Raw genomic sequence first — 20,165 nt, forward strand, 5'->3', positions numbered from 1 at the left:
CCGAAGGCATACTGTAGACAATATTCTGTCGACTTGACACCCTCGCTCGGTCCTCTCACCGAACGGAGAGCCCCGTGAAAGTCGCAGTTGTCGGTGCCGGTGCCATCGGCGCCTATGTCGGGGCCGCGCTCCACCGCGCAGGCGCCGAGGTCCATCTCATCGCCCGGGGCCCGCATCTGGCGGCCATGCGCCGTGACGGCGTGCGCGTGCTCAGCCCGCGCGGTGACTTCACCGCACGTCCGGCCGCCACCGACGACCCGTCGGACGTCGGGCCCGTCGACTATGTGTTCCTCGGCCTCAAGGCCAACTCGTACGCGGTATCGGGCCCGTTGGTCCATCCGCTGATGCACGCACGCACCGCCGTGATCGCCGCGCAGAACGGCATCCCCTGGTGGTACTTCCACGGTCTGGCCGGGCCCTACACCGGGCGCCGGCTGAACAGCGTCGACCCGGCGGGCTCGGTGAGCGCCACTCTGCCGCCCGAGCGCGCCATCGGATGTGTCGTCTACGCGGCCACCGAGATCGAGGCGCCCGGCGTCGTACGCCACCTCGAAGGCACCCGGTTCTCCATCGGGGAACCGGACCGGTCCGTGTCCAGACGCTGTCTGGACTTCAGCGAGGCCATGGTCGCGGGCGGACTCAAGTGCCCCGTCGAGCCGGATCTGCGCAACGACATCTGGATCAAGCTGCTCGGCAACATCTCCTTCAACCCGATCAGCGCGCTGTCCCGGGCCACCATGGGCCAGATCTGCCGCCATCCCGACACCCGCGCACTCGTGGAGTCGATGATGCGCGAGACCCTCGCCGTGGCGGCGGCCGTCGGCTGTCGGCCCGAGATCTCCGTGGAGCGGCGCATCGCGGGCGCCGAGCGCGTCGGCGACCACAAGACATCCACCCTCCAGGACCTGGAGAAGGGCAAGCCACTCGAACTCGACGTGCTGCTCGCGGCCGTCGTCGAACTGGCCTCGCTGGCCGGCACGCCCGTACCGACGCTGCGCGCCGTGCACGCGCTCGCCGATCTCCTCGCCACCACCTCCTCGGCCCCAGCAGGGAGCGCACCATGAACAGCGACCGCACAGGCCCCCGGAACCGCAAGGGCCGGCAGCCGAAAACCTACGAGCGCCTCACCCACCCCCTGGTCCGCGGCACCGACGGAGTACTGCGGCGCGCGAGCTGGGACGAGGCGCTGACACGGGCGGCTGCCGGATTCCGGCAGACCCGTGACGCGCACGGCCCCGATGCCTTCGCCATGCTGTCCTGCGCCCGCGCCACCAACGAGATGAACTACGTGGCGCAGAAGTTCACCCGCGTCGTGATGGGCACCAACAACGTCGACAGCTGCAACCGCACCTGTCACGCCCCCAGCGTCGCCGGGCTGTCGGCCGCCTTCGGATCGGGCGGCGGGACCTCCAGTTACGAGGAGGTGGAGCACACCGACCTCATCGTGATGTGGGGCTCCAACGCCCGCTTCGCCCACCCGATCTTCTTCCAGCACGTCCTGAGGGGCATCCGCAACGGGGCGCGGATGCACGCGGTCGACCCGCGCCGCACCTCGACCGCCGAGTGGGCGGAGAGCTGGCTCGGGCTCAACGTCGGCACCGACATTCCGCTCGCCCACGCCATCGGCCGCGAGATCATCCGTGCCGGACTCGTCAACCACGCCTTCGTGGACCGGGCGACCACCGGCTACGCGGACTACGTAGCGCTCGTCGAGCCCTGGACCCTGACCGCCGCCGAGAAGGTGACCGGGGTCCCCGCCGAGGCGATCCGGGACCTCGCCCACGCCTACGCCACGGCCGAACGGGCCCAGCTGTGCTGGACCCTGGGCATCACGGAGCACCACAACGGCACCGACAACGTCCGGGCGCTGATCAATCTCTCCCTGCTCACCGGCCACGTCGGACGGTACGGCTCCGGGGTCCAGCCCCTGCGCGGGCAGAACAACGTGCAGGGCGGCGGCGACATGGGCGCCATCCCCAACAAACTGCCCGGCTTCCAGGACATCCTCGACCCGCGGTCCCGGCAGAAGTTCGAGCGGTCCTGGGACGCCGTCATCCAGCCCCGGTACGGAAAGACACTGACCGAGATGTTCGAGGCGATGGAGACCGGCGAACTGCGTGCCGTGTACTGCATCGGGGAGAACCCCGCACAGTCCGAGGCCGACAGCGACCAGGCCGTCCGCCGGCTCGCCGCCCTCGACCATCTGGTGGTGCAGGACATCTTCCTGACGAAGACCGCCGAGATGGCCGACGTCGTCCTGCCCGCCACGGCCGGCTGGGCCGAGACCGACGGTACGACGACCAACAGCGAGCGGCGGGTGCAGCGGGTACGGGCGGCGCTCGTACCACCGGGCGAGGCACGCGAGGACGTCGACATCATCTGCGCCATGGCCGGACTCCTCGGCCACGACTGGAAGTTCGAGGACTCCCAGGCCGTCTGGGACGAGCTGCGCTCGCTCTCCCCCGACCACTTCGGGATGACGTACGAGCGCCTCGCCGAGCATCAGGGCCTGCAGTGGCCCTGCCCCGACACGGACAAGCTCCCGTCGAGCTTCCTGCACGCCCGGCTCTGGGAGACCGATCCGGTACGGCGTGGCGCTGCCGCCCCGTTCGGCCTGGTGCAGCACGACCCGCCGGTCGACCTCACCGACGAGTCCTATCCGCTGCGCCTGACGACCGGGCGGCGGCTTGATTCGTACAACACCGGTGTACAGAGCGGGAGTTACGCCTCGCCGCTGCGCCGGGGCGAGTACATCGAGCTCTGTCCGGAGGACGCCGAGGCCTACGGCGTCGCAGTGGGCGAGGAGGTGCGCGTCTCGTCCCGGCGAGGCAGCGTCACCGCGCCCGTGTGGGTCGATACCGGCCTGCGGCCCGGTCTGGCCTTCATGACGATGCACTTCCCGGACGAGGTGGACACCAACCAGCTGACCATCGAGGCGAACTGCCCGATCGCCGGCACCGCCGAGTTCAAGGCCTCCGCCGTACGGATAGAGAAGCTGGTGCCCGCATGGACCTGAGGTACACCGATGCCGCCCCCACGGACACCGAACGGGCGGCGGTGGACTCCCTGTTGGGACCGCCGCCCTCCGGCTGGGAGGGTGCGGAGGAGCGGACCGACGAGGATCTGCGCTGGGCGAGGGGCGGAGCGGCAGCGGCCAGGGACCGCCGCGACCAGTTGCTGCCGGCCCTGCACGCGGTGAACGACCGGGTGGGCTGGATCAGCGAGGGCGCGCTGAACTACATCTGCCGGCGGCTGACGGTGGCCCCGGCGGAGGCGTACGGCGTCGCGACGTTCTACGCGATGTTCTCGGTGGTGCCCCGCCCGGCGAAGGTCCTCCACGTCTGTACGGACCTGGCATGCGCGGCCCGCGGCTCGGGGGCCCTGTGCGCGGATCTGGCGGACCGCCTCGGTCCCGCCGGCACCCCGGCCGAGGGCGCGGTCTGGCAGGAGAGCCCCTGCCTGGGCCTGTGCGAACGGGCCCCTGCGGCACTTCTGCTGCAGACGGGCGCACCTCCGGCGGGGGAGGAGTCCGTCGCAGGTGCACCTCCGGCGGCGGACGAGCCCGTCGCAGGCGTCTTCCGGTGTTCCGCCGTGCTCGCGCCCGCCACCGCACCCGCCGTCGTCACAGCCACCCGCGCCCCCGAGGCCGCCCCCGCCGAACCCCCCGCAGGAGCAGCCGTGCCCCAGGCCGGTGACCCCGGCCTCGTCCTGCTCAAGCGCATCGGCACCGTCGACCCGGCCTCCCTGGACGACTACCGCTCCACCGGCGGATACACCGCCCTGCGCCGCGCCTTCGCGCTCGGCCCCGCGGGCGTGATCCGTGAGGTGCTGGACGCGGGCCTGGTCGGCCGGGGCGGCGCCGCGTTCCCCACGGGCCGCAAGTGGCAGGCCACCGCCCAGCAGGCCGACGGCCCGCACTACCTGGTCTGCAACGCCGACGAGAGCGAGCCGGGCACCTTCAAGGACCGGGTGCTGATGGAGGGCGATCCGTACGCCCTGATCGAGTCGATGACGATCGCCGGGTACGCGATCGGTGCCGCGCACGGTTACATCTACCTCCGCGGCGAGTACCCGCGCGCGTACGAGCGCCTGAGCCACGCCCTGGCGAGCGCCCGCACCCGCGGGCTGCTCGGCCCCGACGTCCTCGGACAGGGGTACGCCTTCGACATCGAGATCCGGCGGGGCGCCGGCGCCTACATCTGCGGCGAGGAGACCGCGATCTTCAACTCGATCGAGGGGCAGCGCGGTGAGCCCCGCTCCAAGCCCCCGTTCCCGGTGGAGAAGGGCCTCTTCGGGAAGCCGACCGCGGTCAACAACGTCGAGACGCTGGTGAACGTGCTGCCGATCCTGGAGCACGGCGCCGCCGCGTACGCCGCGACGGGCACGGAGACGTCCACCGGGACCAAGCTGTTCTGCGTCTCGGGACAGGTGGCCCGCCCCGGCATCTACGAACTGCCCTTCGGAGCGAACCTGCGCGACCTGCTCGCCCTCGCGGGTCCGCCGGAGCGGATGCGGGCGGTCCTCCTCGGCGGCGCCGCGGGCGGCTTCGTACGCCCCGACGAGCTGGACATCCCGCTCACCTTCGAAGGCACCCGCGCGGCCGGGACGACGCTCGGTTCCGGCGTGGTCCTGGTCCTGGACGACTCGGTGGAGCTCCCCCGCATCCTGCTGCGCATCGCGGAGTTCTTCCGCGACGAGTCCTGCGGCCAGTGCGTGCCCTGCCGGGTGGGCACGGTCCGCCAGGAGGAGGCCCTGCACCGGATCGTGGACCGTACGGGAGCCGGGGCCGCCGCCGACGTCGCACTCATGAGAGAGGTGGGGCAGACCATGCGGGACGCCTCGATCTGCGGTCTGGGCCAGACCGCGTGGAATGCCGTGGAGTCCGCCATCGACCGTCTGGGGGTCTACAAGTGACCGCTGTACCGCTCCAGCCGCCGCGCCGTCTCGTCTCGTTCACGCTCGACGGCTCGGAGACCCGGGTCCCCGAGGGTTCGACGATCCTGGACGCCTGCCGGTCGGCCGGCAAGGACATCCCGACCCTGTGCCAGGGCGACACGCTCACCCCGAAGAACGCCTGCCGGGTCTGCGTCGTCGAGGTGGAGGGTGCCCGCACGCTCGCCCCGGCCTGCTCCCGGCGCGCCGAGCCGGGCATGACGGTCCGCACGGACACCGAGCGGGCCCGGCACAGCCGGAAGGTGGTCCTGGAGCTGCTGGCCTCCTCGACCGATCTGTCGACGACACCGCGGGCCGCAGAATGGATCAAGGAGTACGACGCGGAACCCGGCCGCTTCGGCGCGGACGCCGCCCGGGTCAATGAGCAGCCGAGGATCGACAACGACCTCTACGTCCGCGACTACGACAAGTGCATCCTCTGCTACAAGTGCGTCGACGCCTGCGGGGAGCAGTGGCAGAACACGTTCGCGATCGCCGTGGCGGGGCGCGGCTTCGACGCCCGCATCTCCACCGAGCACGACGCTCCGCTCACCGACTCGGCCTGCGTCTTCTGCGGCAACTGCATCGAGGTGTGCCCCACCGGGGCGCTCTCCTTCAGCACCGAGTTCGACATGCGGGCGGCGGGCACCTGGGACGAGCCCGCGCAGACGCAGACCACGACCGTCTGCGCGTACTGCGGCGTGGGCTGCAATGTCACGCTCCATGTGCAGGACAATGAGATCGTCAAGGTCACCTCACCGCACGACAACCCGGTGACCCACGGCAACCTCTGCATCAAAGGCCGCTTCGGCTACCAACACGTACAGAATCGGGTTTAACGGCTATGGGACGGGTCACCGAGCGTCGCCGCACCATCCGCATCCGGGACGGGGCAGTCACCACGCGCCCCGACACCCTCGTCGCCGAGGAGCCCCTGGAGATCCGGCTGAACGGCAGACCGCTCGCCATCACGATGCGCACCCCGGGAGACGACTTCGCGCTCGCGGCCGGCTTCCTGGTGAGCGAGGGCGTGCTCGGTGAGGGCTCCGAGGTGCAGTCGATCGTGTACTGCGCCGGCGCGACGGAGGACGGCGTGAACACGTACAACGTGGTCGACGTGAAGCTCGCGCCGGGCGTCGTGGTCCCCGACATCACGCTGGAGCGCAACGTCTACACGACGTCGTCCTGCGGGCTCTGCGGCAAGGCGAGCCTGGACGCCGTCCGCACCACGACCCGTCATCCCGTCGCCGACACTCCCCCGGTCCGGGTGGAACCCGCGCTGCTCTCCGCCCTCCCCGACCGGTTGCGCGAGGCGCAGCGGGTCTTCGACCGGACCGGGGGTCTGCACGCGGCGGCCCTGTTCTCCCCGGAGGGTGAGCTGCTCGACATCCGGGAGGACGTCGGCCGCCACAACGCGGTCGACAAGCTGGTCGGGCGGGCCCTGACGGACCATCGGCTGCCCCTCTCGCAGACGATCCTGCTCGTGTCGGGGCGCGCCTCGTTCGAACTGGTACAGAAGGCCGTGATGGCTGGGATCCCGATGCTCGCGGCGGTGTCCGCGCCGTCGTCGCTGGCCGTGGATCTGGCGGCCGAGAGCGGACTGACCCTCGTGGGCTTCCTCCGGGGTCCGTCCATGAACGTGTACGCGGGTGAGCACCGCATCGCCCTGGAGGCAGCGGTGAGCCAGGGCTGAGGCTCCTCACCCGCTGCACGGGTCAGGGGTCCGGCCGGCGGGGAGCGCCCCCTGCGCCGGCCGGTCCCTCCGTGCCCGCTGTCCCCCTGGCGGCTCCGTGCCCGTGGTCTCCCGCCGGCTCGGCACCCCACGGGGTCCGCTCTGCCCCACGGGGTCTGCGCTCATTCCCCCGCGAACGAGAGCCCCTTCGCCTCCAGCGCCGCACGCAGCACTCGCACGGCTTTCGGTCCCACGCCGTGCAGCCGCAACAGCTCCGCCTCGCTGACGGCCGGGAGCTGGTCCAGCGCGGTGTAGCCCGCCGCGTGCAGGGCGCGGCGGGCCGGATTGCCGATGCCGTGCGGAAAGTCGTCCGGCGGTGTCGTGCTGTCAGTCGTCAACGGTGTCGTCCTTCCGGCTCCGGGCAGCTTCTCAAGCCACCGTAACGGGCACCTGTGACATCTCACCGGACTCCGGCAACGGGTCGCGCGAGCGGCGTTTGGCGATCACCGCGCAGACCATCAGCTGCATCTGGTGGAAGAGCATCAGCGGCAGCACGGCAAGGCTCGCGTGCGCACCGAACAGCACGCTCGCCATCGGCAGCCCTGCGGCCAGGCTCTTCTTCGACCCGGCGAACTGGATCGCTATCCGGTCCGCCCGCCCGAAGCCGAGCCGCTTCGCCCCGTACCAGCTCAGCGAGAGCATCAGCGCCAGCAGAACCGCTTCCGCGGCCATGAGCGCACCGAGCCTGACCGGGGTGACCTGGTGCCAGATCCCGCCGACCATGCCCTCGCTGAACGCCGTGTAGACGACGAGCAGGATCGATCCGCGGTCGACGTAGCCCAGCACCTTCTTGTGGCGGGCGACGAAACCGCCGACCCAGCGGCGCAGCAGCTGCCCGGCCAGGAAGGGCACCAGGAGCTGGAGGACGATCTTCACCAGGGAGTCCGCCGAGAAGCCCCCCGTGCCGCCTCCGAGCAGCAGTGCGGCGAGCAGCGGGGTGAGCAGGATCCCGGCGAGGCTGGAGAACGAGCCCGCGCAGATCGCGGCCGGCACATTGCCGCGGGCCATCGACGTGAAGGCGATCGACGACTGGATGGTCGAAGGGACCAGGCACAGAAAGAGGAAGCCGTCCTGCAGCTGCGGGGTCAGCACGTGGGGCACGAGGCCGTGGCTCGCGAGTCCCAGCAGCGGGAACGCGAGGAAGGTGCAGGCCAGGACCGTGAGATGGAGCCGCCAGTGCTTCAGTCCGTCGAGCGCCTCGGCAGTCGAGAGACGTGCCCCGTAGAGGAAGAAGAGCAGGGCGACCGCCCCGGTCGACGCCCCCGAGGCCGCCTCGGCGGCCGCTCCGGAAGCGGGCAGCAGCGCCGCGAGGGCCACCGTGCCGATCAGCGCCAGGATGTACGGGTCCACCGGCAGCCAGGACGGCAGCGTCGGGATACGGCGGCTGGTGCGGCTGCTCATGTGCTCCACGTGCTCTCTCGGCGGGGTCGTGCCCTCCCCATCCTGCTCCTGATCACCGTGATCGGGAATCCGGCATACCGCTCTGACTGTCATCACGGTTCGCGATAGCCTGGGCCCATGTACGACCCCGTCCAGCTCCGCACGTTCCTGGCCGTCGCGCAGACCCTGAGTTTCACCCAGGCCGCACGCAGACTCGGGATCAGGCAGTCCACGGTCAGTCAGCACGTACGCCGGCTGGAGGCCGAGGCCGGCCGCCAGCTCTTCGCCCGGGACACCCACCGGGTCGACCTCACCGAGGACGGTGAGGCGATGCTGGGCTTCGCCCGGACGATCCTGCAGGCCCATGAGCGGGCTGCGGCGTTCTTCACCGGCACCCGGCTGCGCGGACGGCTGCGCTTCGGCGCCTCCGAGGACTTCGTCCTGACGCGGCTGCCGGAGATCCTGGAGTCCTTCCGGCGCGAGCATCCCGAGGTCGAGCTGGAACTGACCGTGGAGTTGTCCGGGACGCTGCACCAGCAGCTCGCGGCGGGCCGCCTCGACCTCGTACTCGCCAAGCGGCGCACCGGGGACACGCACGGCGAGGTGGTCTGGCAGGACACGCTGGCCTGGATCGGCGCCCCGCAGCTGAGGATCGACCCGGACCGGCCGCTGCCGTTGATCGCTTTCCCGCCTCCCGGCATCACCAGGGCGCGCGCCCTGGAGGTCCTGGAGGAGCACGGCAGGTCCTGGAGGTTCGCCTGCACGAGCGCGAGCCTGAGCGGCCTGATCGCCGCTGCCCGCGCGGGCCTGGGGGTGATGGCGCACACGCGGGGGCTGATTCCGCCGGGGCTGGTCCCGGTGCCTGCCAGAGCGGGGCTCCCGGAGCTCGGCGACGTGGACTTCGTCCTGCTGCACGGAAGGCGCAGAGACGCCGCGCAGGAGGCGGCCGACGCCCTGGCGGCGGCGATCCTCGCGGGCGGCGACCGTCTTCACCGGGTGACGGACCTGCCCGCCCACCCGGAGCGGGCGTAATCACCGCGTACAGATTCCGTGGAGATTCCCGTGCGAGCTACTTACCCGGCGGTCAGAAGTGCGCCCGAGCCTTGCCCATCTGGCCCGATTTCAGTGGCTGACCTGTGCAGATGCCACGTTATCCGGAGACTTCGGACCCTCCCGCTTCCCCGCTCGTTGGGGTAGCGTCGCGGCGCCGTGCGGAGCGCCACAAGGAGCAGGTCATTGCGCGAATTCACTGTCCCACCCATGGCAGCCGCCCCTCAAGTCGGCGGTCTTGCCGATACCGTCTTCGACCATGCCGAGGACGATCCCCACCGGATCGCCCTCGGGCGCAAGGACGCGGACGGCCAGTGGCACGACGTCTCCGCCGCCGTCTTCCGCGACGAGGTGCTGGCGCTGGCCAAGGGGCTGATCGCGCACGGCGTGCGCTTCGGCGACCGCGTCGCTCTGATGTCCCGTACGCGCTACGAGTGGACACTCTTCGACTTCGCGCTCTGGACGGTGGGCGCCCAGTCCGTGCCGATCTACCCGACGTCGTCGGCCGAGCAGGTCCTGTGGATGCTCCATGACGCCGAGGTCGCGGCCGTCATGGTCGAGCACGAGGACCATGCGATGACGATCGGTTCGGTGATCGACCGGCTGCCGAACCTGAAGCGGCTCTGGCAGCTGGACGCAGACGCGGTGACCGAGCTCGTGGACGCGGGGGTCCAGATCGACGACGAGACGGTGCACAGGCACCGGCGCGCGGTGACGCCCGACTCCGTGGCCACCGTCATCTACACCTCCGGTACGACCGGACGCCCCAAGGGCTGTGTGATCACACACGCCAACTTCATGTTCGAGGCCGACACCATGGTCAGCCGCTGGGAGCCGGTGTTCCACTCCAAGCCCGGCGACGAGGCGGCGACGCTGCTCTTCCTGCCGCTCGCCCATGTCTTCGGCCGCATGGTGGAGATCGCGGCGCTGCGCGGCCGGGTGAAGCTGGGCCATCAGCCGGAGCTGTCGGCGAAGGCACTGATGCCGGACCTGGTGTCGTTCCGGCCCACCTTCATCCTGGCGGTGCCGTACATCTTCGAGAAGGTCTTCAACGGCGCGCGCCGCAAGGCGGAGGCGGAGGGCCGCATCGGGCCCTTCGACAAGTCCGTCGAAGTCGCGGTGAAGTACGCGGAGGCGTTGGAGGAGCGGGCATTCGGGACGGGCCCCGGCCCCTCCGCCGGGCTCCGGATGCAGCACCAGTTCTTCGACAAGGTCGTCTACAAGAAGGTCCGCGACGCGATGGGCGGCCGGGTGCGGCACGCGATGTCGGGCGGCTCCGGCATGGACCGTCAGCTCGGACTGTTCTTCGCGGGCGCGGGCGTCATCGTCTACGAGGGCTACGGCCTCACCGAGTCGACCGCCGCGGCGACGGCCAATCCGCCCGAGCGCACCCGGTACGGCACGGTCGGGCAGCCGATCCCCGGGTCCACGGTGCACATCGCCCAGGACGGCGAGATCTGGGTCCACGGCGCGAATGTCTTCGGCGGATACCTGGGCGACCCCAAGTCGACGGACGCCGTGCTGCACGACGGGTGGCTGGCCACGGGGGACATCGGCGCACTCGACGAGGAGGGCTATCTGACGATCACCGGGCGCAAGAAGGAGATCCTGGTGACGTCGGGCGGCAAGAGCGTCGCCCCGGCCGGCCTGGAGGAGCGGGTGCGCTCGCATCCGCTGGTGGCGCAGTGCATCGTCGTCGGCAACGACCGGCCCTACATCGCCGCGCTGGTGACCGTGGACCAGGAGTCGGTGGACCACTGGCTCGCCATGCAGGGCCGCGCGCCGATGCGCGCGGCGGACCTGGTGCGGGACCCGGATCTGGAGATGGAGGTCCGGCGCGCCGTGGTGGCCGCGAACACCGCGGTGTCACAGGCGGAGTCCATCCGCACGTTCCGTATCCTGGCGCACCCGTTCACGGAGGAGCACGGTCTGCTGACACCGTCGCTCAAGCTGAAGCGCAAGGCGATCGAGACGGCGTACGCGTCCGAGGTCGAGGCTCTCTACCACTGACCGCTGGGGCCCCTGATGCGGGTGGTGCCGGCGGTCGTCACGCTGCGCGGGCCCGGCGGTTGCGTGGTCCCCGGTTCCGTTGTCCCCGGTTCTCCCGTTCCCCGGTTCTCCGCCGACGGGAATGCATAGGCTTCGTTGATCGTTTCTCAACGGGAGTACCAACCGACAACGTAAGGATCGACTGCTCGTGAGCCAGGTCCCCTCCATCACCCTCAACAACGGTCTCGAGATGCCGCAGCTCGGCTACGGAGTCTGGCAGGTGCCGGACGACGAGGCCACGACGGCCGTCGCCACGGCCATCGAGTCCGGGTACCGGAGCATCGACACCGCCGCGATCTACGGCAACGAGGAGGGCACCGGCAAGGCCATCGCCGCCTCCGGTGTGGCGCGTGACGAGCTGTTCGTCACCACCAAGCTGTGGAACGGCGACCAGGGCTACGACTCGACGCTGCGGGCCTTCGACGCCTCGCTGGACAAGCTGGGTCTGGACTACGTCGACCTGTACCTGATCCACTGGCCGCTGCCGGCCAAGGACGCCTACGTCGACACGTACAAGGCCCTCGAGAAGATCCATGCCGACGGCCGGGCCAAGGCCATCGGCGTGTCGAACTTCCTCCCCGCGCATCTGGAGCGCCTGATCGGCGAGACCTCCGTCGTCCCGGCGGTCAACCAGATCGAGCTGCACCCCCAACTCCAGCAGGCGGAGGCCCGCGCCTTCCACGCGCGGCACGGCATCGTCACCGAGGCCTGGTCCCCCCTCGGACAGGGCAAGGGCCTGGACGTCCCGACGGTCGTCGCGATCGCCCGGAAGCACGGCCGGACCCCCGCCCAGGCGGTGCTCCGCTGGCATCTGCAGACCGGCCACGTGGCGATCCCGAAGTCCGTGACGCCGTCGCGGATCGTGGAGAACCTCGATGTGTTCGGCTTCGAGCTGGACGCGGACGACCTCGCCGCGTTCGCCGCACTGGACGAGGGCAAGCGCATCGGCCCCGACCCGGCCGAATTCGCCGTGGGCGCCTGACACGACAGGTGTACGGCGCCCCGCCCCTTGCGGCGGGGCGCCGTACCCGTGGCACTCCGAAGGGGAACGGACCATGAGCGGGGAGACCGCGCCCGTAGTCGAGGCAGGCGTGTACCGCCTGCGGAACGTGGGCAGCGGACTGCTGCTCGAGGTGTACGGCGGGGCGACGGGCAGCGGCGCCAACGTCCAGCAGGGCAAGGAGAACGGAACCGCGGCGCAGCACTGGCGGCTCGCCCCCGTGCACGAGGGCGCCGCCCTGTACCACCTGGTCAACGCGCACAGCGGCAAGCGGCTGGACGTCGCGGGCGCCTCCACGGAGAACGGCGCGAACGTCCAGCAGTGGAAGGCGAACAACTTCGGTGCCCAGGAATGGCTCATCGAGCAGCACCTGGAGGCACCCGGCACCGTGACACTGGTCAGTTTCGTCAGCGGTCTCGTTCTGGAGGTCGCCGACGGAGCCACCGACGACGGGGCCAACGTCCAGCAGTGGGAGGACACCGACTCCCCCGGCCAGTGGTGGCGGCTGGAGCCGGTGCCCGAGTCCTGAGCCGGGACGTCAGCCGGCCGCGACGGGCTCCCGCCGGGCCAGGTGCACGGTGCGCGCGGAGAGCAGGAAGAGGTCCGGGCGCAGCCCCAGCCCCTCGGGGGCACCGGGTTCCAGCAGCCGGTCGAGCGTCGCGGCGTCCTCGGCCGTGAGCCGGTCGGCGAACGCCTCGCGCCTGCGGGCGAATTCGGTGACGGTACGGTCGCGCGCGACGCCGGTGAGCGGGGCGGGCAGATCGAGCAGGAAGCTGCGGGTGCCCTGCGGCGCCAGGCCGACGGCGGTGAGGAGGGCGCTCCAGTCCTCGATCTCCCGGGTGCTGTCCGGAAGTCCCGCCCGCATGTCCTCGAACCGGTCGGCGTGGAGCGCGTCGAGCCTGGCCTCCAGTCCCGGCCTGCCGATGCCGATGTCGCGCGGGAGCTGACGGGCGGCCAGACCTCCTTCGAGCAGGGCGACGACGCCACCGGGACGGAGCAGCCCGGCGAAGCCCGCGAGGAGGCCGCGCTGGTCGCCGATGTGGTGCAGGGAGTTGCCCGCCCAGATCAGGTCGGCTTCGCCCAGCTTCCCCAGGTCCTTGGGGAGCTCCGCGTGCACGGTCCGCACCCGCTCACCGAGGCCGTGCCGTTCCGCGCGGGCCCGCGTGCGCTCCAGGAGGGCCGGAGTGCCGTCGACGGCGACGATCTCGGCCGCCGGGAACACCTCGGCGAGCAGGCAGCTGACCACGCCGGGGCCACTGCCGACGTCGAGGACTCTGCGCACGTGCTGCGCCTCGGGGAGTTCCGCGATCCAGCGGGCGGCTGCCTCGTACTGGGGCCTGCTGAGTTCGGCCTCCTCCTCGAGGCTCGGACCCACGGTGTCCCAGTCGAGGTCCTCGGTGCGGTGGGCGTGGGCATGGGCATGGGTGTGACCGTGCGCGGTGTGCTTGCTCATGGGGCTCACCTTCTCCCTGAAGGACACCCGGGGCCAGTTTCCTTGCGGTTTCAGCAAGCCTGTTTCCCGTTGCGGTACTCCTGAGGGCTGAGGCCCCGCACGCGCTTGAAGGCTGCGCTGAACGCGAAGGAGCCGCTGTAGCCGACCTTGCGCGCGACCGCCTCCATCGTGGCATCCGTCTCGCGCAGCAGATCGGCGGCCAGGGCGAGGCGCCAGCCGGCCAGATAGGCCATCGAGGGCTCGCCCACGAGTTGGGTGAACCTCCGGGCCAGTCCGGCCCGGGACACTCCGGTTCGAAGGACTTCTCCGTGTTCGCCCGGGAAGCCGCGGAGGACGGCTCCTGGCACCACTGAGGCCTACCCCGCTGCAGCCGGGCCGTCCGCTCACCGGCGACCGGCGCGGGCGGGCCGGCTCAGCCCGGTCTGCGGAAGGCGAGCAGCCGGTAGGCCGGGTCGGGACGCTGCCGGTCGGGGTCGGGAAGCGCGGTCAGCTCCGCCGAGAGCCGTTCCGCCGCCGTCCCGGGCAGCGACAGGTGCGCGGCGTAGTCGCCCCGCAGTACCGAGCGCGCCGCGCGCCGGGGGGTGCGGCCCTGGCCATGGCCGGCGAACCCGGCCCCGCCCACCCGTTCCAGGCCGTGGGATTCGGCGTATGCGGTGACCGATTCCGCGGAGTCGGAGGGCTGCGGGGCGCTGTACGGGGCGAGCACCGCGTCGATGTCGCTGCCCACGTGGTGCCCGGCGTCCTTGTCGACCGTCGTGACGAACACCCCGCCGGGCCGGAGTATCCGCGCGGCCTCGGCCACCACCGCCCGCACCTCGCCGTCGCCCCTCAGCAGGTGCAGCAGCCAGACCGCGCTGACGGCATCGGCCGTCGCACCGGCCAGCGGAAGCCTCCGCGCGTCGGCGAGGGCGACTGCTCCGATCCGCTGCCGGGCCAGCCGCACCATGCCGTACGACATGTCGGTGCCGAACACCCGCAGTGCGGGACGGCCGAGGGCGATCCGCTCGCAGACCAGTCCCGTACCGCAGCCGACGTCCACCAGCGTGCGGGCGGACGTCGGCACCAGCCCGAGTACGGCGCGGGCGGCGGCGTCGGCGCGGGGAACCCCGCCCCGGGTGGCGTCGTAGGCGGCGGCTTCGGCGTTGTAGTCCAGCACGGGGGTGAGTCTAGGAGGCCCGTCCGGACCGCGGCGGACAATGGGTGCCGGTGGTATTGCCGGTGAGTGGCGTCGGACATAACGTGCGTTCATGGAGCTGGAGTTACGTCATCTGCGCACGGTGCGGGCCATCGCCGACACAGGCAGTCTCACCAAGGCGGCTGCCGTTCTGGGGCTCGCGCAGCCCGCGCTCAGTGCGCAGCTGCGGCGGATCGAGAAGATGCTCGGCGGCCCGCTCTTCGACCGGGACCACACGGGGGCCCGGCCCACCCTGCTCGGCGAGTTGGTGCTGACGCGTGCCCGGGTGGTACTGCCCGCGGTCAGTGAGCTCCAGGAGGAGGCGGTGCGCTTCGCCAACGCCTGGGCCACCGTGGAGCGCTTCCGGCTCGGCGGGACGCACGGTCCGCTGCTGGGCGGCCTCGTCGACCGGCTGGCCGCCGCGCATCCGACGGCGCCGGTGACGACGCACACCTCGTGGTCGGTGGCCGAGATCGCCTCGCTGCTGATCGACGGACGGCTCGACTTCGCGTTGATCGGTGGGTGCGGGGAGAGTCCCCCGCCCATGGCGGACCGGCTCGTCTGGCAGGTCATCGGCATCGACCCGGTGTTCGTGATGCTGCCGGAGAACCATCCGCTCGCCGGGGAGACGGAGCTCGAACTCTCCGCTCTGGCGGGCGAGTCCTGGGCCGACGTGCCGGGTGACGGCTGTTTCGCGGACTGTTTCGCCACCGCCTGCGCCCGGGCCGGCTTCACCCCGCTGTCGGTGTACGAGACGGACACGACGTCCGTCGTCCACCTGGTGCAGGTGGGGCGGGCCATCGGGTTGTGCCGGGCCACGTTCCCGCCGACGCAGGGACTGGTGACCCGGCCCCTGGCGGGATCGCCGCTGAGCTGGCGCCATCTGCTGGGCCGGAACCCGCGCTCCCCCGCGGCGGACGCGGCGGCCGGTGCGGTGAGCGGGCACACCCGCTCGGCGTACGCGGAGGCGGTGCGGCGGAGCGACAGCTACACGCGCTGGCTCGCCGCCCATCCCAGGTTCGGCCCGACGCCCTGGGAGGCTGCTACGTCGCTCCGTGGCCCGGAGCCACCGCCTCCACCCGGCCCGCCAGCGTCAGGTCCTTCTGTGTGACCGCGCCGCCCGCGTCGTGCGAGTTCACGGACAACCGCACGGTGTTGTAGCCCAGTGTCAGGTCCGAGTGGTGGTTGAGCTCGTCCTGGATCCCGGCGACGTGGACGGTCAGCCCGGCGGCGGCGAAGTGGGACGGCAGCCGGTAGGTACGGGTGATCCTGTCCCCCTCCAGTTCCCAGCCGGGCAGGTCGCGCAGACCGGCCTCGATGGCTTCCGGGGACAGTGGTTCAGCAGGCATGCGGGGCTCCTACCGGGATCGGTGCGATCAGCAGTGCCCGTGACGTTACGGTCTGGATATGACAACTGTCGCGCTTGACACGGGGGTAGGGCCGCTGCTGCGCGGCTGGCGGGAACAGCGGCGGATCAGCCAGCTGGAGCTGGCCCTGCGTGCGGACTCCTCGGCCCGCCACATCTCGTTCATCGAGACGGGCCGCTCACGCCCCAGCGAGGAGATGATCCTGCGGCTGGCCGAGCACCTGGACATTCCCGTCAGGGAACGCAACGCGCTGCTGGTGGTGGGCGGTTACGCCCCCCGCTTCGCCCGGACCGCACTCGACGACCCGTCGATGGGGGTGCTGCGCGAGGCCATCGACCGGCTGCTCGCCTGCTACGACCCGTACCCGGCGCTCGTCCTCGACGCGATGTACACGGTGGTGGCGGCGAACCGGGGGATGCGGCTGCTGCTCGAAGGCGTGTCGGAGCAGTTGCTCACCCCGCCCGTCAATGCCATGCGGCTCACCCTGCACCCGGACGGCCTGGCCCCGCGCATCCTGAATCTGCCGGAGTGGCGGGCCGATCTGCTGGCCCAGATGGAGCGTCAGATCGCCCTGGCCCGTTCCGCGGAGCTCCGCGCCCTGTACGACGAGGTCGCGGCCTACCCTGCGGACCCGGCAGGGACGGCGGAGGCCACGGGCGTGCCGTCGCTCGCGCTGCCGCTGCGGATCGCGCACGGCGGGCGGGAACTGTCGTTCATCTCGTCCATCGCCACGTTCAACACACCGATGGACATCACCGTGGCCGAGCTGGCCATCGAGACGTTCCTGCCCGCCGACCGCGCGACCGCCGCGTATCTGCACACGCTCATGCCGTGACGAGCGGACGGGTCCAGGGGGCGTCACTGCGGGCGAAGCGGATCGCGGCCGTGGTCGCGAAGACCAGGAACAGCACGGTGATCAGCAACGGCAGCGTCGGATGCCCGTTCAGTACGGCCACGGCTCCGGCAAGGCCGCCGGCCAGCATGGCGACGACCGAGAGGATACGGGGCCCTGCGCGGCGCCCCGGCCCCTTGGCGAGCCGGCTGTCGGCGACGACCCCGGTGATCGTGAGAGTCAGTACGGTGGTGGTGAGGTCGGGGACGGCGAGCGCACGTGAGGCGGCGTTCTGGACCCCGAGGCCGAGGCCGAGCAGCGCGATGAGGGTGAAGCGGGCGGCTCCGGTGTACGGCTCGCCCGAGGTCAGCGTGACCACCATGGCGGCCGCCACGAAGGCGGTCTCGACGAGGAGCGCGTGCTGGAGCTGCCTGCCCCGGTGAGTTCGGGCCCGGCGCACGACGATCCCCCCGGCCAGCGCGCCCGCGGCGAACGCGCCCAGGGCCACGGTCGAGGCGACCAGCGAGAACCCCGGGGCGCCGGCGGCGCCGAAGCCGCAGAAGACCACGTTGCCGGTCATGTTGGCGACGAAGACCTTGCCCAGCAGCAGATAGCTGAACGCGTCGACCAGCCCGGTGAGCACGGTCAGGGCGAGCATCAGCGGCGGCAGGGGGCCGTGCCGGCCGGTCATGTCGGGTACGAGGGTGGCCCAGGCCTCACGCAGGACGACGGGCATGGGCGGCACACTCCGATCACTGGATGTGATCGGAGTGTGCCGCAGCGCGGGGGCTGTTCTGTCCGCACGCGCCGGACGGGCCCGAATCCACCTGTCCGGCAAGCATCGTCCGGAGGGGGACGGCCCTGCTTCACCGCATGCGCTACACGCGTGCGCCGTTGTCGCGCGGATCCCGGCGCGCCCGTCCGGCGCCCTGCTTGCGTCCCGGGGCACGTTTCCGGGCCGGTGGCGGGGCCTTGCTGCTCCTCTCCAGCAGGAGCGCACCGGGGACGGCGGTGAGTACCGAGGAGTACGTGCCCACGCAGATGCCGATCAGGAGGGCGAGGGCGAAGTCCGCGAGCGAGTCCCCGCCCAGCACGGCCAGGGCGATCAGGATGAACAGGGCGCCCATGCCCGTGTTGACGGTTCGTGGGACGGTCTGCAGAACGGCCCGGTTGGCGATGTCACCGACCGGAGTAAGCCGGTTCCTGGCCCACAGTTCCCGTACGCGGTCGAAGACCACGACCGAGTCGTTGACGGAGTAGCCGATCACGGTGAGCAGGGCAGCCAGGAAGATCCCGTCGACGGGGCGGCCGAGCCAGGCGAAGGCGCCGACCAGAATGATGACGTCGTGCACCAGTGCCCCGACCGAGGCCACGGCGAAGGTCCAGCGGAACCGGGCCGCGAGATAGGCGAGCTGGACGAACACGGCGACGGCCAGAGCGATCAGCGCGTTGCGCCGGAGTTCGTCACCGAGGCTGGGACCGATCAGCTCGTCGCGCACCTTGGTGGTCCCGCCGCCCTCGGCGGCCAGCGCCGTCCGCAGCGCGTGCTCCCCGTCGTTGTCGAGGTGTCCGGACCGTACGGAGAGGTCGCCCTCGCCCGCCGTGGTGACCTCGGCATCGCCGAACCCGGCGGCGGCGACGGCCGTGCGGGCGGTCTCCACGTCGACGGGGCGGCTGGTGGAGTACTCGACGAGCCGGCCGCCGGTGAATTCGACGCCGAGATCGACGCCGCGAACGACGATGCCGAGCACGGCTGCGGCGACCAGCGCTGTGGAGACCAGCAGCCAGCGGCGCGGCGACCGGAACAGCTGGGGGTCGCGCTCGTTCAGCCAGGTGCGTACGCGGCCCGGCCGTGCGATGCCGTTGACGCTCCGGTAGTCGCTCACGAACCGGGAGCCCGCCGCCGTCTCGGTGAGCGCGCGGGCGATGACGAGCGCCGAGAACATCGAGGCGAGGACACCGATCGCGAGCGTGAGACCGAAGCCCTTGACCGGTCCCGAGCCGAGGAGGAAGAGCAGGCCCGCCGCGATGAGGGTGGTGACGTTGGAGTCGGCGACGGCACTGAAGGCGTTACGGAACCCCGCGGTCAGGGCAGGTCGCAGCGAGCGGCTCGGGCGGGCCGCGCACTCCTCGCGGGCCCGCTCGAAGACAAGGACGTTCGCGTCGACCGCCATCCCGATGGCGAGGACGAATCCGGCGAGCCCCGGAAGCGTCAGGGTGACGCCGAGTGCGACGAGAGCCGCGTAGGAGATGACGCCGTAGGCCGCGAGTGCGACGGCTGCGAGAGCGCCGAAGAGCCGGTACACGAAGGTGATGAAGAGCGCGGTGGCCGCCGCGCCGATGAGCGCCGCCCGGGCGCTGGCGTCGATGGCAGCGGCCCCGAGCGTCGGACCGACGGTCCGCTGCTCGGCGATCTCGACCGGGACGGGAAGTGCGCCGCCCTTGATGAGGAGGGCGAGATCACGTGCCTCGTCGGCGCTGAAGGAGCCCGTGATCTGGGTGGATCCGGAGGGCAGTCCGGCCTTGCAGCCGATCGACGGATCGACCTGGGGCGATGAGATGACCTTCCCGTCGAGGACGATCGCGACCCTGCGCCGTTCGTCCTGGGGCGGGTTGCAGGCCGCCTCCCCGGTCAGCCCGGTCCACTTCCTGCCCGCGTCCTTGTGGAAGTCGAGGGATACGGACCAGCCCGTGCCCTGCTGGGCGTCGAAGGCCGCGGTGGCGTCCTTGACCCCGGCGCCGTCGAGCTGCACCGGGCCGAGGGCGAGGAGAGTGCCCTGTTCGTCCGGGAGCGTCGGCCCCGTCCGTGGGGCGTCGTCCTTCTGCTCGGTTCCGGGGCCCTGAACGGCGTGGAAGCTCAGCTGGGCGGTTCTGCCGATGACTTCGGCGGCCTGGCGCGGGTCCTGGACGTCCGGCAGTTCGACGATGATCCGGTTCTCGCCGGAACGTGTCAGGGAGGGTTCGGCGACACCGAGGGAGTCGATGCGACCGCGGAGCACCTCCAGGGTGCGTTCGGTGCTCTCCCGGTCCGCCTTCGCGGTGTCCGAGTCCTTGGTCTGCAGCACGATCCGGGTCCCGCCCTGAAGGTCGAGTCCGAGTCTGGGTGACATGGTCAGCGTGATGAGCACGGAGACGAGCAGAACGGCGGCAGCCAGAACTGCTCGCACCGTGGCGGCGCGAGTCATGGGAATCCTCC

Annotated in this window: 18 protein-coding genes and 1 pseudogene; 11 read left to right on the top strand and 8 right to left on the bottom strand. The window is 71.3% G+C overall.

From position 1 onward, the window contains the following. The first annotated feature begins 74 nt into the window (after positions 1-74). Genes OG257_RS07005 through fdhD form a run of 5 tightly spaced genes read left to right on the top strand, consistent with a single transcriptional unit; the run spans position 75 to position 6,625 of the window. A complete protein-coding gene (locus OG257_RS07005) occupies positions 75-1,064 on the top strand; it encodes a 2-dehydropantoate 2-reductase (protein ID WP_383800872.1) in 990 nt (329 codons plus the stop codon). Then, complete coding sequence (locus tag OG257_RS07010) at positions 1,061-3,016, top strand: molybdopterin oxidoreductase family protein (protein ID WP_329205712.1); 1,956 nt, start codon at positions 1,061-1,063, stop codon at positions 3,014-3,016. The genes OG257_RS07005 and OG257_RS07010 overlap by 4 nt, the downstream gene beginning before the upstream one ends. Then, on the top strand, positions 3,007-4,914 hold the full coding sequence (locus OG257_RS07015; RefSeq protein WP_329205714.1) for an NAD(P)H-dependent oxidoreductase subunit E: 1,908 nt from the start codon (positions 3,007-3,009) through the stop codon (positions 4,912-4,914). Before OG257_RS07010 ends, OG257_RS07015 begins: the two co-directional genes overlap by 10 nt. Beyond that, positions 4,911-5,771 (top strand): 2Fe-2S iron-sulfur cluster-binding protein, encoded by an 861-nt coding sequence (locus OG257_RS07020; protein ID WP_329205716.1) that lies wholly within the window; start codon positions 4,911-4,913, stop codon positions 5,769-5,771. The genes OG257_RS07015 and OG257_RS07020 overlap by 4 nt, the downstream gene beginning before the upstream one ends. A 5-nt stretch (positions 5,772-5,776) precedes the next feature. Further along, the gene (gene fdhD, locus OG257_RS07025) at positions 5,777-6,625 is read left to right on the top strand and encodes a formate dehydrogenase accessory sulfurtransferase FdhD (RefSeq protein WP_329205718.1); all 849 of its coding nucleotides are present in this window, start codon (positions 5,777-5,779) and stop codon (positions 6,623-6,625) included. A gap of 161 nt (positions 6,626-6,786) precedes the next feature. Here the strand turns inward: fdhD and OG257_RS07030 are convergent, their stop codons facing one another. Next, a complete protein-coding gene (locus OG257_RS07030) occupies positions 6,787-7,002 on the bottom strand; it encodes a DNA-binding protein (protein WP_329205720.1) in 216 nt (71 codons plus the stop codon). 31 nt (positions 7,003-7,033) lie between these two features. Beyond that, the gene (locus tag OG257_RS07035; protein WP_329205722.1) at positions 7,034-8,065 is read right to left on the bottom strand and encodes a bile acid:sodium symporter family protein; all 1,032 of its coding nucleotides are present in this window, start codon (positions 8,063-8,065) and stop codon (positions 7,034-7,036) included. Between the two features lie 117 nt (positions 8,066-8,182). Between OG257_RS07035 and OG257_RS07040 the strand changes: the two genes are divergently transcribed. The 4 genes from OG257_RS07040 (at position 8,183) to OG257_RS07055 (ending at position 12,672) form a co-directional block, all read left to right on the top strand. Continuing rightward, complete coding sequence (locus OG257_RS07040; protein ID WP_329205724.1) at positions 8,183-9,076, top strand: LysR substrate-binding domain-containing protein; 894 nt, start codon at positions 8,183-8,185, stop codon at positions 9,074-9,076. A 228-nt stretch (positions 9,077-9,304) separates the two neighbouring features. Beyond that, entirely contained in the window at positions 9,305-11,104 is a 1,800-nt protein-coding gene (locus OG257_RS07045; RefSeq protein WP_329205726.1) for an AMP-dependent synthetase/ligase, read from the top strand. A gap of 187 nt (positions 11,105-11,291) precedes the next feature. After that, a complete protein-coding gene (locus OG257_RS07050; protein ID WP_329205728.1) occupies positions 11,292-12,125 on the top strand; it encodes an aldo/keto reductase in 834 nt (277 codons plus the stop codon). 73 nt (positions 12,126-12,198) lie between these two features. Further along, the gene (locus OG257_RS07055) at positions 12,199-12,672 is read left to right on the top strand and encodes an RICIN domain-containing protein (protein ID WP_329205730.1); all 474 of its coding nucleotides are present in this window, start codon (positions 12,199-12,201) and stop codon (positions 12,670-12,672) included. A gap of 9 nt (positions 12,673-12,681) precedes the next feature. On the opposite strand, the gene OG257_RS07060 is transcribed toward OG257_RS07055, so the two are convergent. The 3 genes and pseudogenes from OG257_RS07060 to OG257_RS07070 form a co-directional block, all read right to left on the bottom strand. Further along, on the bottom strand, positions 12,682-13,596 hold the full coding sequence (locus OG257_RS07060) for a class I SAM-dependent methyltransferase (protein WP_329205732.1): 915 nt from the start codon (positions 13,594-13,596) through the stop codon (positions 12,682-12,684). 50 nt (positions 13,597-13,646) lie between these two features. Then, a pseudogene (locus OG257_RS07065) lies at positions 13,647-13,892 on the bottom strand (helix-turn-helix domain-containing protein); the annotation flags it as partial. 116 nt (positions 13,893-14,008) lie between these two features. Then, complete coding sequence (locus OG257_RS07070; RefSeq protein WP_329205733.1) at positions 14,009-14,752, bottom strand: class I SAM-dependent methyltransferase; 744 nt, start codon at positions 14,750-14,752, stop codon at positions 14,009-14,011. Between the two features lie 91 nt (positions 14,753-14,843). Between OG257_RS07070 and OG257_RS07075 the strand changes: the two genes are divergently transcribed. Further along, positions 14,844-15,881 carry a LysR family transcriptional regulator gene (locus tag OG257_RS07075; RefSeq protein WP_329205735.1) on the top strand — a complete coding sequence of 346 codons (1,038 nt, stop codon included), beginning with the start codon at positions 14,844-14,846 and terminating at the stop codon, positions 15,879-15,881. Here the strand turns inward: OG257_RS07075 and OG257_RS07080 are convergent. Further along, entirely contained in the window at positions 15,814-16,119 is a 306-nt protein-coding gene (locus OG257_RS07080) for a 4a-hydroxytetrahydrobiopterin dehydratase (protein ID WP_329205736.1), read from the bottom strand. The two genes, OG257_RS07075 and OG257_RS07080, sit on opposite strands and share 68 nt — an antisense overlap. Positions 16,120-16,177: 58 nt before the next feature. Here OG257_RS07080 and OG257_RS07085 point away from each other — a divergent pair, with 58 nt between their 5' ends. After that, complete coding sequence (locus OG257_RS07085; RefSeq protein ID WP_329205738.1) at positions 16,178-16,972, top strand: helix-turn-helix domain-containing protein; 795 nt, start codon at positions 16,178-16,180, stop codon at positions 16,970-16,972. Here the strand turns inward: OG257_RS07085 and OG257_RS07090 are convergent. After that, positions 16,962-17,705, bottom strand: a complete 744-nt coding sequence (locus OG257_RS07090; RefSeq protein ID WP_329205739.1) for a YoaK family protein — start codon at positions 17,703-17,705, stop codon at positions 16,962-16,964. The genes OG257_RS07085 and OG257_RS07090 overlap by 11 nt on opposite strands. A 142-nt stretch (positions 17,706-17,847) precedes the next feature. Further along, on the bottom strand, positions 17,848-20,154 hold the full coding sequence (secD, locus tag OG257_RS07095) for a protein translocase subunit SecD (RefSeq protein ID WP_329205741.1): 2,307 nt from the start codon (positions 20,152-20,154) through the stop codon (positions 17,848-17,850). Positions 20,155-20,165 lie beyond the last annotated feature (11 nt).

This window comes from Streptomyces sp. NBC_00683 (assembly GCF_036226745.1).
In the GTDB taxonomy this organism is placed as follows: domain Bacteria; phylum Actinomycetota; class Actinomycetes; order Streptomycetales; family Streptomycetaceae; genus Streptomyces.

What these genes read in the sequence shown, in the direction of transcription:
- OG257_RS07010 (WP_329205712.1), top strand. Translation starts at nt 1,061, where the DNA reads ATGAACAGCGACCGCACAGGCCCCCGGAACCGCAAGGGCCGGCAGCCG.
- OG257_RS07015 (WP_329205714.1), top strand. Translation starts at nt 3,007, where the DNA reads ATGGACCTGAGGTACACCGATGCCGCCCCCACGGACACCGAACGGGCG.
- fdhD (WP_329205718.1), top strand. Translation starts at nt 5,777, where the DNA reads ATGGGACGGGTCACCGAGCGTCGCCGCACCATCCGCATCCGGGACGGG.
- OG257_RS07035 (WP_329205722.1), bottom strand. Translation starts at nt 8,065, where the DNA reads ATGAGCAGCCGCACCAGCCGCCGTATCCCGACGCTGCCGTCCTGGCTG.
- OG257_RS07040 (WP_329205724.1), top strand. Translation starts at nt 8,183, where the DNA reads ATGTACGACCCCGTCCAGCTCCGCACGTTCCTGGCCGTCGCGCAGACC.
- OG257_RS07045 (WP_329205726.1), top strand. Translation starts at nt 9,305, where the DNA reads ATGGCAGCCGCCCCTCAAGTCGGCGGTCTTGCCGATACCGTCTTCGAC.
- OG257_RS07055 (WP_329205730.1), top strand. Translation starts at nt 12,199, where the DNA reads ATGAGCGGGGAGACCGCGCCCGTAGTCGAGGCAGGCGTGTACCGCCTG.
- OG257_RS07060 (WP_329205732.1), bottom strand. Translation starts at nt 13,596, where the DNA reads ATGAGCAAGCACACCGCGCACGGTCACACCCATGCCCATGCCCACGCC.
- OG257_RS07075 (WP_329205735.1), top strand. Translation starts at nt 14,844, where the DNA reads ATGGAGCTGGAGTTACGTCATCTGCGCACGGTGCGGGCCATCGCCGAC.
- OG257_RS07080 (WP_329205736.1), bottom strand. Translation starts at nt 16,119, where the DNA reads ATGCCTGCTGAACCACTGTCCCCGGAAGCCATCGAGGCCGGTCTGCGC.
- OG257_RS07085 (WP_329205738.1), top strand. Translation starts at nt 16,178, where the DNA reads ATGACAACTGTCGCGCTTGACACGGGGGTAGGGCCGCTGCTGCGCGGC.
- OG257_RS07090 (WP_329205739.1), bottom strand. Translation starts at nt 17,705, where the DNA reads ATGCCCGTCGTCCTGCGTGAGGCCTGGGCCACCCTCGTACCCGACATG.
- secD (WP_329205741.1), bottom strand. Translation starts at nt 20,154, where the DNA reads ATGACTCGCGCCGCCACGGTGCGAGCAGTTCTGGCTGCCGCCGTTCTG.